This window comes from Cognatiyoonia sp. IB215182 (assembly GCF_033963905.1).
Lineage (GTDB): Bacteria > Pseudomonadota > Alphaproteobacteria > Rhodobacterales > Rhodobacteraceae > Yoonia.
Genome location: NZ_JAXBMB010000007.1, coordinates 42,467 through 55,576 on the forward strand (window position 1 = coordinate 42,467; position 13,110 = coordinate 55,576).

General features: G+C 58.6%; 14 protein-coding genes. 2 read left to right on the top strand and 12 right to left on the bottom strand.

Annotation, left to right across the window (positions count from 1 at the left end):
* Positions 1 to 4: 4 nt before the first annotated feature.
* Genes SLH47_RS15260 through scpA form a run of 5 tightly spaced genes read right to left on the bottom strand, consistent with a single transcriptional unit; the run spans position 5 to position 4,915 of the window.
* Positions 5 to 1,003: an endonuclease/exonuclease/phosphatase family protein gene (locus tag SLH47_RS15260; RefSeq protein WP_320240440.1), complete on the bottom strand. Its 999-nt coding sequence runs from the start codon at positions 1,001 to 1,003 to the stop codon at positions 5 to 7.
* Positions 1,000 to 1,680 carry a molecular chaperone DjiA gene (locus SLH47_RS15265; RefSeq protein WP_320240442.1) on the bottom strand — a complete coding sequence of 227 codons (681 nt, stop codon included), beginning with the start codon at positions 1,678 to 1,680 and terminating at the stop codon, positions 1,000 to 1,002. Before SLH47_RS15265 ends, SLH47_RS15260 begins: the two co-directional genes overlap by 4 nt.
* Positions 1,681 to 1,690: 10 nt before the next feature.
* Positions 1,691 to 2,158 (bottom strand): N-acetyltransferase family protein, encoded by a 468-nt coding sequence (locus SLH47_RS15270; protein WP_320240444.1) that lies wholly within the window; start codon positions 2,156 to 2,158, stop codon positions 1,691 to 1,693.
* A complete protein-coding gene (locus SLH47_RS15275) occupies positions 2,155 to 2,754 on the bottom strand; it encodes a VOC family protein (RefSeq protein ID WP_320240445.1) in 600 nt (199 codons plus the stop codon). Before SLH47_RS15275 ends, SLH47_RS15270 begins: the two co-directional genes overlap by 4 nt.
* Before the next feature lie 34 nt (positions 2,755 to 2,788).
* On the bottom strand, positions 2,789 to 4,915 hold the full coding sequence (scpA, locus tag SLH47_RS15280) for a methylmalonyl-CoA mutase (protein WP_320240447.1): 2,127 nt from the start codon (positions 4,913 to 4,915) through the stop codon (positions 2,789 to 2,791).
* Positions 4,916 to 5,017: 102 nt separating this feature from the next.
* Between scpA and SLH47_RS15285 the strand changes: the two genes are divergently transcribed.
* Positions 5,018 to 5,491 carry a DUF4174 domain-containing protein gene (locus SLH47_RS15285; protein WP_320240448.1) on the top strand — a complete coding sequence of 158 codons (474 nt, stop codon included), beginning with the start codon at positions 5,018 to 5,020 and terminating at the stop codon, positions 5,489 to 5,491.
* 10 nt (positions 5,492 to 5,501) lie between these two features.
* Here the strand turns inward: SLH47_RS15285 and SLH47_RS15290 are convergent, their stop codons facing one another.
* From SLH47_RS15290 to SLH47_RS15320, 7 genes are all read right to left on the bottom strand, one after another.
* Complete coding sequence (locus tag SLH47_RS15290; RefSeq protein WP_320240449.1) at positions 5,502 to 5,870, bottom strand: hypothetical protein; 369 nt, start codon at positions 5,868 to 5,870, stop codon at positions 5,502 to 5,504.
* Positions 5,871 to 7,868, bottom strand: a complete 1,998-nt coding sequence (locus SLH47_RS15295) for an acetyl/propionyl/methylcrotonyl-CoA carboxylase subunit alpha (protein ID WP_320240450.1) — start codon at positions 7,866 to 7,868, stop codon at positions 5,871 to 5,873. It lies immediately after the preceding gene.
* Positions 7,869 to 7,964: 96 nt separating this feature from the next.
* On the bottom strand, positions 7,965 to 8,171 hold the full coding sequence (locus SLH47_RS15300; protein ID WP_320240451.1) for a hypothetical protein: 207 nt from the start codon (positions 8,169 to 8,171) through the stop codon (positions 7,965 to 7,967).
* Positions 8,172 to 8,514: 343 nt separating this feature from the next.
* Positions 8,515 to 8,865: a hypothetical protein gene (locus SLH47_RS15305; protein ID WP_320240453.1), complete on the bottom strand. Its 351-nt coding sequence runs from the start codon at positions 8,863 to 8,865 to the stop codon at positions 8,515 to 8,517.
* Positions 8,866 to 8,933: 68 nt separating this feature from the next.
* Entirely contained in the window at positions 8,934 to 9,077 is a 144-nt protein-coding gene (locus SLH47_RS15310) for a hypothetical protein (RefSeq protein WP_320240455.1), read from the bottom strand.
* 337 nt (positions 9,078 to 9,414) lie between these two features.
* Positions 9,415 to 10,188: a hypothetical protein gene (locus tag SLH47_RS15315; RefSeq protein WP_320240456.1), complete on the bottom strand. Its 774-nt coding sequence runs from the start codon at positions 10,186 to 10,188 to the stop codon at positions 9,415 to 9,417.
* Entirely contained in the window at positions 10,188 to 11,717 is a 1,530-nt protein-coding gene (locus SLH47_RS15320) for an acyl-CoA carboxylase subunit beta (protein WP_320240458.1), read from the bottom strand. Before SLH47_RS15320 ends, SLH47_RS15315 begins: the two co-directional genes overlap by 1 nt.
* 179 nt (positions 11,718 to 11,896) lie before the next feature.
* Between SLH47_RS15320 and SLH47_RS15325 the strand changes: the two genes are divergently transcribed.
* A complete protein-coding gene (locus SLH47_RS15325; RefSeq protein WP_320240460.1) occupies positions 11,897 to 13,108 on the top strand; it encodes a multidrug effflux MFS transporter in 1,212 nt (403 codons plus the stop codon).
* Positions 13,109 to 13,110 lie beyond the last annotated feature (2 nt).

A 13,110-nucleotide genomic window follows, 5' to 3' on the forward strand; every position in this document is an offset into this window, starting at 1 on the left:
CAAATCACAGTTTCATGTCCAGAATGACCGGGAAATGGTCTGAGGCATTCAGTACGGCCGTCCTCAGCGCCGCATTTTCGTAGCAATCAGGATGATCAAACGGATGCCAGATCTGCCAGCGCGGCGATTTTTTCATCAAACCCGGTGAGATCATGACGTAATCCAAAAGCGCCTGCAAATAAGGCTGCCCCTCGCGCCGAAACCGGGCTGTGGTTGGCATGGCGCCAACCCGCCGACCCAAAGCCATACGCGCATGCGGGTCGAACAGCTTGTGCTCACCCCCCTCGCCCAGCACGATTTCAACGCCGGATCGGCCAAACAGCTTTTCATATTCGTCCAGCCCGGGGCCGTCATTGAAATCCCCCAGCACGATAAGATCGTCACCTTCCGCCAGATGCTCGTCCACACGTTTGCGCAGCCAGATGCATTGGGCCAACTGCTTACTTCGGTTCGCAATCGAAATACGCATCGCATCAGCCTTGTTTTCGGCACCGTGCGGCGCTTTGGATTTTGCATGCACCCCGATCAACCGCAGTGAACCATCGGCCGTTTCAACCGCCACTTCCAATGGAGGCTTTGACCAACGGATGGCATCAGGTGCCGCATCCACATTCAGATCGCGCTGATTGGTCTTGTCAAAGCGTGGGCTTTCGGGTGTTTCCCGCGGATCGTGAGCCGCTTGCAGGACCTCAGGGTCATAAAGAAGCGCAATCTCCTGCTGGGTATCATTCGCGAACCCGATCAGCGCATCGGTGGTTCGCAGCCCAAAATGGTCGGCAAAATGCGTCAGCGCCTTAATCGTGCTCCGCCTTGAATTCGTATCGGGCGCCTCGATGATCATCACCGCATCGGCGTCCATCGCCGTGAAGACCGCACCCAATGCCGCGGTTTGCATGGCTTTGGTCACGTCCCAGCGCGATGACCAGCTGTCATCATCGATCAACTGTCCCTTATCGTCGAACAGCGTATTGAACCATTCGACGTTGTAGGTGGCGATCCTCACGCGGCGGACCTTTGAATGTCTTCCCAGGCGCGGTTGATGGCGACCATGCGCCGCTCGGCCAGTTTGATCGCCTCTTCGGGGATGCCGCGCGCCATCATCTGATCGGGATGGGTTTCGCGCACCAGTTTCCGCCAGGCTGCTCGCGCCTCATCCATCGAGGCATCGGGATCAAGGCCGAGGACATCGTATGGGTCACGCTCTGCCTCCGACACGAATTGTGCGCGGATCGACCGAAAGCGGCGTTCGTCAAAGCCAAAGATCTCGGCCACTTCACGCAGAAACGCATCTTCGTTCGTGTGATAGACGCCGTCGGCCATCGCGATGTGGAAAAGCCCCTCCATCAGGTCACAAAGCGGCGCGTCATCATCCGCATACATCGCCTTGATCCGCCGAGCGTATATGTCAAACCCTGCGACATCCTGCCGGGCGAGGTTAAAGACGCGGGCGGCATTCGCTTCTTCCTCGGGCGGGATCAGAAAGACCTCACGGAAGGCCACAACTTCGTCCTTGGTGACGCGTCCATCGGCCTTGGCCATCTTTGCGCCCAGCGCGATGACGGCAATCGCAAAGGCCACGGTTTTGTCTGGTGCTGCACGCAATTTGTCGAAGACAGCGGACAGGCCCTCGCCCTTGGCAAGGGCCGAAATCGCCTCGACCATGCGTGACCAGATAGACATGTGACCTTCCCTAAAGGCGCTTTTGCATCAGGACCAAATCGATCCAGCGCCCAAACTTGAACCCGACTTCGGGCAGGGTTGCAACTGTCTGAAAGCCGCAGGCGGTGTGAAAGCGGATGGCAGCGGGGCTTTCGCCACTGCAACCTGCGATCATCGTGCGCGTGCCTTGTGCCTTTGCCATCTCAGAGAGCGCGGTCAACAGCGCCCTGCCCGCACCCCTGCCCCGCGCATCCGGGTGTAGCATGATCGTGTGTTCGACGGTGTATTTGTATCCTTCGCCCGCACGGAATGGAAAGAAACGCACAAAGCCAAGCGTTTGTCCATCTTCCTCCAAGACAAGGGTATCCTTGGCAATCAATGCGCTCACCTCGCCTTCAGTCATTTCTGTCGGATTGAATGTGATCGTCGTGTCCCGGATTACGGCATTCCAGATGTCGGTGATCGCGGCGGCATCCGCAGGCATCGCTGGACGGATCATGACAACGTGCGCGGGCCAGCGGACGTCTCGAAGGTCGCCGAGAAACCGGCCGGGCCGTTGACAAATCTCACACGCGCGTCCGGCAGATCGATCATCGCTCTGACCTTTTCAGCCTCCGGGCTGCTGACCGTGAAATTGGTCAGGCGGCACCCACTCTCTGGCAGGCGCTTTGCGGGATGCACGCCCTCTTTCCACTGGATCAGCGTCGGATAGGCGCCAGCAAAGGGCAGGCTGCCATCCTCCGGCACGGACAACTCCCACGCCAAATCGCCGCGCGTCAACGCAACCGGAGGCCCGGCAATCGGGTCAAAGTGCTCCGTCTGACAAATCCAGTTGGCTGGTCGTGGCGAGCCGGTAAACGTGTCCAGCCCAAACCAGCGCGGCCCTTTGAAAGGGGCGGCTTCGGGATCGGGTGCGATGACTTCCAGATAGATATCACCTAGGCCCAGGAGCGTATTATGCGTGCCATAGCGGACATGCTGCCCGCCGAGCTGCATCTTCACACCCAATTGCGCCTCGACCCAAGCGGTGCCCTCCGTAAGATCGGTGCAGGCCACAGCGAGATGATCCAGGATCAGCGGCATCAGCGAGCGCATGGCGACATCAAATTTCTAGAAATTTGATGCACCCCTAACCCCGCGCCTCGCGGATCAGATGCAGAATGTCCTCTGCCGCCTTCGGGATATTTGTGCCCGGCCCAAAGATCGCCTTGACCCCCGCATCATAAAGGAACTGGTAATCCTGCTGCGGGATCACGCCGCCGCAGATCACGATGATATCCTCTGCATCCGCGTCTTTCAGCGCTGCGACCAGTTTGGGCGCGAGCGTCTTATGGCCCGCCGCCTGGCTGCTGATGCCGATCACATGCACATCATTGTCGATGGCGTCCTGCGCAGCCTCCGCAGGGGTCTGGAAAAGAGGCCCCACATCCACGTCAAAGCCAATATCGGCAAAGGCTGTGGCTATGACCTTCGCACCCCGATCATGCCCGTCCTGCCCCATTTTGACGACAAGCATGCGGGGGCGGCGCCCCTCTTCCTCGGCAAACGCCTCAACGCTCGCCTGAATCTCGGCAAAGCCTTCGTCGCCCTCATAGGCGGCCCCATAGACACCCGCCAAGGTCTTGACCTCGGCGCGGTGCCGACCAAACGCTTTTTCCATCGCCATGCTGATCTCTCCTACGGTTGCGCGGGCGCGGGCGGCTTCGACGGCGGCCTCAAGCAAGTTGCCGCCCTCATTGGCGCGGCGGGTGAGTTCGCTGAGTGCCGCATCGCAAGCCGCCTGATCCCGCGCGGCCTTCGTCGCCTCAATCCGTGCGATCTGCGCGGCACGGACAGCCGCGTTGTCGATATCGAGGATGTCAATCGGGTCCTCATTGTCCTTGCGGTACTTGTTGACCCCGACGATCACCTCGGTCCCCCGGTCGATGTCGGCCTGCCTGCGCGCGGCGGTCTCTTCGATCCGCAATTTGGGCATGCCAGAGGCGACCGCCTTGGTCATGCCGCCCATCTCTTCGACCTCTTCAATCAACGCCCAGGCCTTTTCGGCCAGCTCGTTCGTGAGGCTTTCGACGTAATAGGACCCCGCCAGCGGATCGACCACATTTGTCACGCCGGTTTCTTCCTGCAAAATCAACTGCGTATTGCGTGCAATGCGGGCGCTGAACTCGGTCGGCAGGGCAATCGCCTCATCCAGCGCATTCGTATGAAGCGACTGCGTGCCACCCAGAACCGCGCTCATCGCCTCGTAGGCTGTGCGGATCACGTTGTTGTACGGGTCCTGCTCCTGAAGGGACACACCAGAGGTCTGGCAGTGGGTCCGCAACATCGACGATTTCGGGTTCTTCGGCTCAAACTCCGCCATGATCCGCGACCACAAGAGGCGCGCGGCGCGCAGTTTCGCCGCCTCCATGAAGAAGTTCATGCCGATAGCGAAGAAAAACGACAGCCGCCCGGCAAACTGATCCACATCCATGCCGCGCGCGATGGCTGTGCGGACATATTCGCGCCCGTCGGCCAGCGTATAGGCAAGCTCCTGGACGAGGTTCGCCCCGGCCTCTTGCATGTGATAGCCGCTGATCGAGATCGAGTTGAACTTGGGCATCTCGTTCGTCGTATACTCGATGATATCCGCGATGATCCGCATCGAGGGTTCGGGCGGATAGACATAAGTGTTCCGCACCATGAACTCTTTCAGAATGTCGTTCTGAATGGTGCCTGACAGGACATTCCGCGGATGCCCCTGCTCTTCCCCCGCGACGATGAAATTGGCGAGGATCGGTATGACCGCCCCGTTCATCGTCATCGAAACACTGACCTTGTCGAGCGGGATACCATCGAAGAGGATCTTCATATCCTCGACGCTATCGATCGCCACGCCGGCCTTGCCCACATCACCGTCAACGCGGGGGTGATCGCTGTCATAGCCACGATGCGTCGCCAAATCGAACGCGACCGAGACCCCCTGTTGGCCCGCATCCAACGCCTTGCGATAGAATGCGTTCGACTCCTCTGCTGTCGAAAAGCCCGCATATTGGCGGATCGTCCAGGGGCGGCCTGCATACATCGTGGCTTTGACGCCGCGCGTAAACGGCGCGTCGCCCGGAATGCCGCCCATATGCGGCAGATCGGCAATATCCTCCGCAGTATAAAGCGGTTTGACCTTGATGCCTTCCAGCGTGTCCCAGTCCAAAGCCTCAAGGGGCTTGCCGCGCAGCTCGCGCGTCGCGATCTCGGCCCATGTGTTTTGATCGGTCATATGATCCTCCGGCGAATAAGTGCGTGCGCCCTCACAAATTTCTTTGTGATGTTTTGCGCTTGGGGCTTAGCTTTTGCCAAAGCCGCCTCTATATCTTCGGGTATGAAATTGTTGACATCACTTCGCTGGGCCGCCACCGCGAGCCTCCTGGCTGCAGCGCCCCTCTTTGCCCAGGCCACAACCGTGCTGGAACGCTGGGAAGAAGACCGCACCCAAGTCTTCACCTCTGACGAGGTCACAATGGCTGAGTTGCAATGGCTCGCGCGGCCTCTGGTGGTTTTTGCGGACACCCCCAATGACCCCCGGTTCCAGCAACAGATGGACCGGCTTGCCGCTGGTCTGGAGGATCTGGCTGAGCGTGACGTCATCATCATCACAGATACCGACCCCGCTGCAGAAAGCGAATGGCGCACCGAATTGCGACCACGCGGATACATGATGGCATTGGTGGCGAAAGATGGCCGCGTGGCGCTGCGCAAGCCCAGCCCATGGAGCGTGCGCGAGCTATCCCGCTCCATCGACAAGATGCCATTGCGGCAACAGGAAATCGCTGACCGTCGGGCCTTGGGCGGATAGCAAACGCGTATCATAGAGCACGTCGCCGCAGGATTGCAGCGCCTCCGACAAACAGGGTGATAATCATCGCCCACCTTACCTGCATCTCACGCAGGGCATCGGAAAGCAGCAGCGACATGCCAGCGCCCACAACAGTTGCCAGTAAGACGATAAGGTATATCCACTCAATCAACGTAATGGCTTGTCCGTTAAAAGCGCCAAAAGTGATACCGCCGACCAGGAAACCGGTCAGCGCTGGCGCGATGATGAGTAACAGGATGGCACCCGCGTCGGACACCTGGTACCCCGACATCACTGCGTCAAACGCGATGTAGAAAACGAGTGAGAGCGCTGCCCCACCCACAACAAACGCGCCGCTATATGCCAGCCAGAATTTCACCTATTCGAACTCCATGATCACGTCGTCCACGGCGAGGCTATCTCCTGCACCCGCATTTATCTTCTTCACCACGCCCTTGCGTTCCGCGCGCAGAATGTTTTCCATCTTCATCGCTTCGACAGTGCACAGCGCCTGGCCTTCCTGCACCTCGTCACCGGCTTCCACATCGATCTTCACGATCAGACCGGGCATGGGGCAGAGCAGGAATTTTGACGTATCAGGCGGCAGCTTTTCCGGCATGAGTCCGGCGAGTTCCGCCTGACGCGGGCTGCGCACATGCACCTTCAGGTCTGCCCCGCGGTAGCGCACGCGGAAACCGCCTGATATCTTACCGATCTTCAAGACCAGCGGTTTCCCATCCACCATCAGCCGCGCGAGCGGATCGCCGGGCGTCCAATCGCTTTCCACACGCAAAGTTGCCGCACCTATGGTCACATCCGCCCCGGTCTTGTCGGCGTTGACCATCGCATCGTACGATTGTCCCTGCAGCCGCACGACCCAATCATCGCCGACGGTGCGTTCGTGATTATTCATCGTGCCCGAAATGCGCGCACGCCGTACCTCGCCCAGACGGTGCATGGCAGCGGTCGCGGCAGCGATGCGGATGCAGGTTTCCTCCAGCAGGGTCACGCCCTCAAACCCTTCGGGATATTCTTCCTCGATAAAGGCCGTCGTCATGTTGCCCGAGGTGAATTTCGGGTGGTCATAGACGGCTGCCAGGAAAGGCAGGTTATGTCCGATCCCTTCCAGTTCAAACCCGTCCAGTGCCAGCCGCATCTCTTCAATCGCCGCGGCCCGGTCCGGCGCCCAGGTGCAAAGCTTTGCGATCATCGGGTCGTAATACATGCTGATCTCGCCGCCTTCATAGACGCCGGTATCATTGCGCACGGCACGTGTTTCGTGCGCTTCTTCCGCCGGTGGACGGTAACGCACGAGCCGCCCGATGGAGGGCAGGAAGTTGCGATAGGGATCTTCGGCATAAAGGCGACTTTCCATCGCCCAACCGTTGATTTTCAGGTCGGGTTGCTGAAAAGGCAGCTTTTCCCCCGCCGCGACACGGATCATCTGTTCGACAAGATCCACGCCAGTGATCAGCTCGGTCACCGGGTGTTCCACCTGCAAACGGGTATTCATCTCAAGAAAGTAGAAATTGCGGTCGCCATCCACGATGAACTCAACCGTACCCGCGCTGGTATAGCCGACGGCCTGCGCCAGCGCGACGGATTGTTCGCCCATCGCCTTGCGCGTTGCCTCATCAAGGAAGGGCGATGGCGCCTCTTCGATGACTTTCTGGTTTCGGCGCTGGATGGAGCATTCGCGTTCATGCAGATAGACCGCATTGCCGTGCCCGTCGCAGAGCACCTGGATTTCGATATGGCGGGGTTGGGTGACGAACTTTTCGATGAAGATGCGGTCATCGCCAAAGCTGCTGGCGGCTTCGTTCTTCGAGCTTTGGAACCCTTCGCGCGCCTCGTCATCATTCCACGCGATGCGCATCCCCTTGCCGCCGCCACCTGCGCTGGCCTTGATCATGACCGGATACCCAATCTCGTTTGAGATTTTGACCGCCTCTTCAGCATCTTCGATCAGGCCCATATAACCCGGCACGGTAGAGACCTTCGCATCCTGTGCGATCTTCTTTGAGGTGATCTTGTCCCCCATCGCCTCAATGGCGCCCTTGGGCGGTCCGATAAAGGCGACGCCCGCCGCCTCCAAAGCTTCGGCGAATTTCGGGTTTTCGGAGAGGAACCCATAACCCGGATGCACCGCTTCTGCCCCCGTCTGCTTGATCGCCTCCATCACCTTGTCGATGACGATGTAAGACTGGTTGGCCGGGGGTGGTCCGATATGCACCGCTTCATCCGCCATCTGGACATGGAGCGCATTGCGGTCAGCATCCGAATAGATCGCCACCGTCTGGATGCCCATCTTGCGCGCCGTCTTGATCACACGGCAAGCAATCTCGCCCCTGTTGGCGATGAGTATTTTCTTGAACATTAGTCTCCGTCCCCAAAACACAGAACCGCCGCCGGGGTATGACCCCGACGACGGTTCCAAAGATGCGTGCGCGCGGGTTGCGCGCGTCTGCTTATATTAGCGGCAGCCGTTGATGCCTGCGTCGTCACAAAGCACGCCAGCTGCAGCACCGGCCAGGATCGTGCCTGTGCGGTCGGTACCCAGCACTTCAGCCGCAACAAGGCCTGCGCCTGCACCTGCGACACCACGTTCCACGTCGCCTTCCAGACAACCGGCCAGTCCAAATACAGCAACTGCTGCGATGATGATTGATTTCTTTTGCATAGTCTTCTGCCTAACTCTTGTTTCGCCGTGGCCCCGGAATTGGCGCCTACTGGATGAAACTCAATAGCTGAAGCAGCCTGATATCCAATATCAACGGCTATATCTTTTGTTGATCGGCAATAAAACGCAACCGACCTGCCTTGGGACAAGGCAGGCCGATCTAGGGAAGGGTAACGTTGTAGACAATCGGCAATCACGCGCTTGCTGGAACGCGTAGCTGCACCTTTGATGTTGCGGCATAAATCGACCGCTGCATAGCAGCATAATCTGCCCCCCCAGAAATAGGCGGATTCCCGCTTAGATTGTATTACATGTTCGTCACTATCGTGATGTTTCATCAGCGTCACATCCCTTCAATCTCGGGAAAGCTGACGCGAGCAACATTCACGTCGATTTGGAGCAAGGCATCATAGCTTTTGGGGTCAAACGGGTCTTCGGCGGGAATCACCTCGCGCCCAAAGAGCCAGCTGAGGCGGCCGGCATCCAGATTGCCGCGTTCAAAGGGCTGATCGGCGAACTGATCCCAGAGCGCTTGCATAAACGCAGCATCTGCCCGCTTGTCCGGTGGGCGCCGATCCGCATAGCGCACGCGTTCGGTCAGGGCCGTTGCAACACCGTCCTTGTTGGCGCGCCTGATGGTAAACTGAAAATCTGTGCCGGGAAGGCGGCCTGGGAAGCCGCGATGCTTTTGCATGTTACGCGCACCCCCCGGTCAGGGACGCACCGCGGGCGGGCGTTACAGCCCACCCGCAACCAGGATGACTAGTTAATTGCGCGGTAGAGATCCACCGCCTGAATGCGGGCCGTGTCCGAAGTGACCTGTAGCGGCGCACGGTCCTGACTGCCGGATATTGCCACCAGCGCCAAAAGCGCTGCGAATGCAAAGGCGAGAATTCCTTGTACCATTTTTGTTGCCTGCCTCTGTTGCTGCAAGGCGCGGTCTGGTTCGTACCAGCCCGACCCCACGAGGGCGCGATCCGATCATCGCATGGCACTAACATAGTCAAAAATGCTTTAATTTCATACATCTCCGGCGCGAAGTGCGATTGGTGTGACGTAGGGGCACCATGGGCAAAAGGCCGCCGAAGGCTGTAACCCATATTTTGTGTTCGAGCAGAAGGCGCATCGAAATCTTGCGAAAAACGCACCACAAAGCCGTGCAATACAGAAGTCTGTGATGCAGCGAGTTCCTGCCAAAACGATGCAATCAAACAAACTGACCAATGAACAGGTAGCGATACTGTCATCCCTCAACGCCCTCATCCAGCAGACAGACAGAGCCCGCTATGCTCAACATCCAAGATTTTGAAGTGTAGAAGTGCAAGAGCGCATTGCCCCTCTTGTTTCGCGCCACGACGTGCATCTGATCCAAATCGCCCCTCTCTAAAGGGGTCACCGTTGTCGGAAATGTTTCCGCCAACGCGGCTGCGCAGGCGAGTACTGGATCGAATGCATCAATTACATCGGTGTATGTCACTCCATTGGCCTGGTCGAATGTCACCTCTGCAACCGACTTATCTTGGCGGTACTGCACCGAGACCATGTCCCAGTCGCGCAGTTTTCCAGGCATTGAGAGACCGGAAAGGCGCGAACTACGCGGCTCAATACAAGAGCCGTTTCGCACGGCGACTGCGAAGTATACGTCATTCCTTAGATCCCGATCCCGCCCAAAGCCATCTGGATTGACGGTAAACTCAATACGGTAAACATCGTCACGTTCAAATACATCCGACATCGCCCATCCGGCCCGCGTCAAAAGCGCGCCGCAGATGTCCCTTGCGCGTCCGGGGTTTAGCTCTGTCCAGCCTGCGCGATTTGCATACATGCCAACTGACGCGGAAACGACAAAGCCACCCAGATTCTCGCGTGCATCGAATTCTGTGCCAATCAGGGTGTTGCCGTCGGCGGCAAAGCGAAACGTCTCCTCGGGATCGGCGGGGGCGGTGAAGAAATACACCAACGCACCGAGGCCGATGACAGTCAAGAGAACGAAAATTGCTTCGCGAGGATTCGTCATCACAGCGGAATGTTGTCGTGTTTTTTCCACGGGATTTGCGAGCGCTTGGTCCGCAAGGAGGCAAAGGCACGGCAGACCCGCTTGCGGGTTGAGTGAGGCATGATGACCTCATCAATGAAGCCTTTTTCGGCAGCGACGAAGGGATTTGCGAACCGTTCTTCATAATCCTGGGTGTGCTGCGCTGTCTTCTCCGCGTCGTTCAGGTCCGCACGGTGAATGATCTCGGTCGCTCCCTTGGCGCCCATCACCGCGATCTCGGCTGTGGGCCAGGCATAGTTGAAATCGGCCTGCAAATGCTTGGATGACATCACCACATAGGCGCCGCCATAGGCTTTGCGCGTGATCACCGTCACCTTGGGCACCGTCGCCTCACCATAAGCGTAAAGCAGCTTCGCCCCATGCTTGATCACGCCGCCATATTCCTGGGAAGTACCGGGCAGGAAGCCGGGAACGTCAATGAAAGTCAGGATCGGGATTTCAAACGCATCGCAGAACCGCACGAACCGCGCCGCTTTGCGCGCACTGTCGATATCGATGCAGCCCGCCAGCACCATCGGCTGGTTGGCCACCACACCCACGGTCGATCCGCCTAGCCGGATGAACCCGGTCAGGATGTTCTTGGCGAAATCTTCCTGTATCTCGTAAAAATCGCCTTCATCGGCGACTTTCAGGATCAGCTCTTTCATGTCATAGGGCGTGTTCGGATTGTCCGGGATCAACGTATCGAGACTGTCCTCAACCCGGTCCACATCATCGAAGAAGGGCCGCACTGGCGGCTTTTCGCGATTGTTGAGCGGCAGGAAATCGACGAGGCGGCGGACCTCGGCCAGCGCCTCCACATCGTTCTCAAAGGCACCATCGGCGACGGAGGATTTCTTGGTGTGGGTTGAGGCACCGCCCAACTCCTCAGCCGACACCATTTCGTTGGTCACCGTCTTCACCACGTCGGGCCCGGTGACGAACATGTAAGAACTGTCTTTGACCATGAAGATAAAGTCGGTCATCGCGGGCGAATAGACGGCACCCCCTGCGCAGGGCCCCATGATCACGCTGATCTGGGGCACCACGCCCGACGCCATGATGTTGCGCTGAAACACATCGCCATAGGCGGCAAGGCTCGCCACACCCTCCTGAATGCGGGCGCCACCACTGTCGTTCAGCCCAATGATTGGCGCGCCATTTTGCACCGCCATATCCATGATCTTGCAGATTTTCTGGCCGTGAGTTTCGGACACGGACCCGCCCATGACGGTAAAATCCTGACTGAACACATAGACGAGGCGCCCGTTGATCGTGCCCCATCCGGTGACAACGCCGTCGCCTGCGGGACGCTCCTTGTCCATGCCGAAATCGGTGCAGCGGTGGGCGACGAACATGTCAAACTCTTCGAATGAGCCTGCATCCAGCAAAAGCTCAATCCGTTCTCGCGCGGTCAGCTTGCCCTTGGCGTGCTGCGCCTTGATCCGGCGCTCTCCGCCACCCAGGCGGGCCAGTTCGCGCCGGTTTTCAAGTTCCTGCAAAACATCCATGTGATCACACCCCGATTATTTGCGTTGAGCATAACGGCTCTGCCCGCATGGCTGAAGCGCAATAGAGCATATTTGCAAACCTTGCAGTTCGCGAAACGAAATGATTGCAAATCTGCAAAACACGCATGACATGCATCACGGTCATGGACATGCCCCTGCACCCCGCTTACTGCTAATGCATGAGTTCTTATCCGACGATCCGGTTTTTGGATCGTACCACGCCGCCACATATTATCACGCTGGTCCTGATCACGGGCATGTCGGCGCTGAACATGTCGATCTTTCTGCCGTCGCTGGCAGCGATGACCACCTATTTCAACACCGAATATGCAATCATGCAGATTGCGCTGTCGGGCTATCTGGCCGCGACCGCCATCCTGCAGATCTTTATCGGACCAATCTCGGACCGTTATGGGCGGCGGATCCTTGTGCTGGGATCGCTGACGCTATTCGTGCTCGCGACATTGGGTACGCTGATCGCGGAAACGGTCGAGGTGTTCCTGTTCTTTCGCATCATGCAAGCCGCCGTCGCCACCTCCATGGCGTTAAGCCGCGCGATTGTCCGCGACATCGTTCCGCAGGAAGAGGCAGCGTCGATGATTGGCTATGTCACAATGGGCATGGCACTGGTGCCAATGTTCGGGCCGATGGTCGGCGGGGCGCTCGATCAGCTTCTCGGCTGGCAGGCGACATTTGTCTTTCTCGCCATTGCGGGAACAGGCACGCTCACCCTGTGTTACTTCGACCTTGGCGAGACCGTGGCCAAAGGTGGGATCGGCTTTCGCGAACAGGTCCGCACCTACCCCGAATTGCTGCGGTCCCCGCGGTTCTGGGGCTATGTGATGTGTTCGGCCTTCAGCTCAGGAGCTTTCTTTGCGCTTCTCGGCGGGACCTCGTTTGTGGGCAGCACGCTCTTTGGCCTGACACCGTTCTGGTCGGGTGTCGCATTGGGCGCACCTGCCATTGGATACGCCTTGGGCAACTTCTTTTCGGGCCGCTTCTCGGTTCGTATGGGTATCAACCGCATGGCCCTGATCGGAACGAGCGTGACCGTCATCGGCATGGCCGCCTCGCTGGTCCTTACATTGGCTGGCGTCAACCATCCGCTGAACTTCTTTGGCTTCTGCACACTTTTGGGCGTGGGCAACGGCATCGTCCTGCCCAATGTCATGGCAGGCTCCATCTCGGTCAGGCCGCATCTGGCGGGCACGGCGAGCGGGCTGGGCGGGGCCATCATGATCGGGGGCGGTGCCGCGCTGTCGCAATTTGCAGGCACGATCCTGACCGAAGAGACGGGCACGGTCCCGCTGCAAGTACTCATGCTGACGGTAGCCGTTCTGGCCATGATTGCGATTCTGCTGGTGATGTTGCGCGAACGACGTCTGGCTTGACG

Coding starts and splice junctions, on each gene's coding strand:
- SLH47_RS15275 (WP_320240445.1), bottom strand. CDS start 2,754: ATGCGCTCGCTGATGCCGCTGATCCTGGATCATCTCGCTGTGGCCTGC.
- SLH47_RS15305 (WP_320240453.1), bottom strand. CDS start 8,865: ATGCAAAAGCATCGCGGCTTCCCAGGCCGCCTTCCCGGCACAGATTTT.
- SLH47_RS15270 (WP_320240444.1), bottom strand. CDS start 2,158: ATGATCCGTCCAGCGATGCCTGCGGATGCCGCCGCGATCACCGACATC.
- scpA (WP_320240447.1), bottom strand. CDS start 4,915: ATGACCGATCAAAACACATGGGCCGAGATCGCGACGCGCGAGCTGCGC.
- SLH47_RS15285 (WP_320240448.1), top strand. CDS start 5,018: ATGAAATTGTTGACATCACTTCGCTGGGCCGCCACCGCGAGCCTCCTG.
- SLH47_RS15265 (WP_320240442.1), bottom strand. CDS start 1,680: ATGTCTATCTGGTCACGCATGGTCGAGGCGATTTCGGCCCTTGCCAAG.
- SLH47_RS15320 (WP_320240458.1), bottom strand. CDS start 11,717: ATGGATGTTTTGCAGGAACTTGAAAACCGGCGCGAACTGGCCCGCCTG.
- SLH47_RS15325 (WP_320240460.1), top strand. CDS start 11,897: ATGAGTTCTTATCCGACGATCCGGTTTTTGGATCGTACCACGCCGCCA.
- SLH47_RS15300 (WP_320240451.1), bottom strand. CDS start 8,171: ATGCAAAAGAAATCAATCATCATCGCAGCAGTTGCTGTATTTGGACTG.
- SLH47_RS15310 (WP_320240455.1), bottom strand. CDS start 9,077: ATGGTACAAGGAATTCTCGCCTTTGCATTCGCAGCGCTTTTGGCGCTG.
- SLH47_RS15295 (WP_320240450.1), bottom strand. CDS start 7,868: ATGTTCAAGAAAATACTCATCGCCAACAGGGGCGAGATTGCTTGCCGT.
- SLH47_RS15315 (WP_320240456.1), bottom strand. CDS start 10,188: ATGACGAATCCTCGCGAAGCAATTTTCGTTCTCTTGACTGTCATCGGC.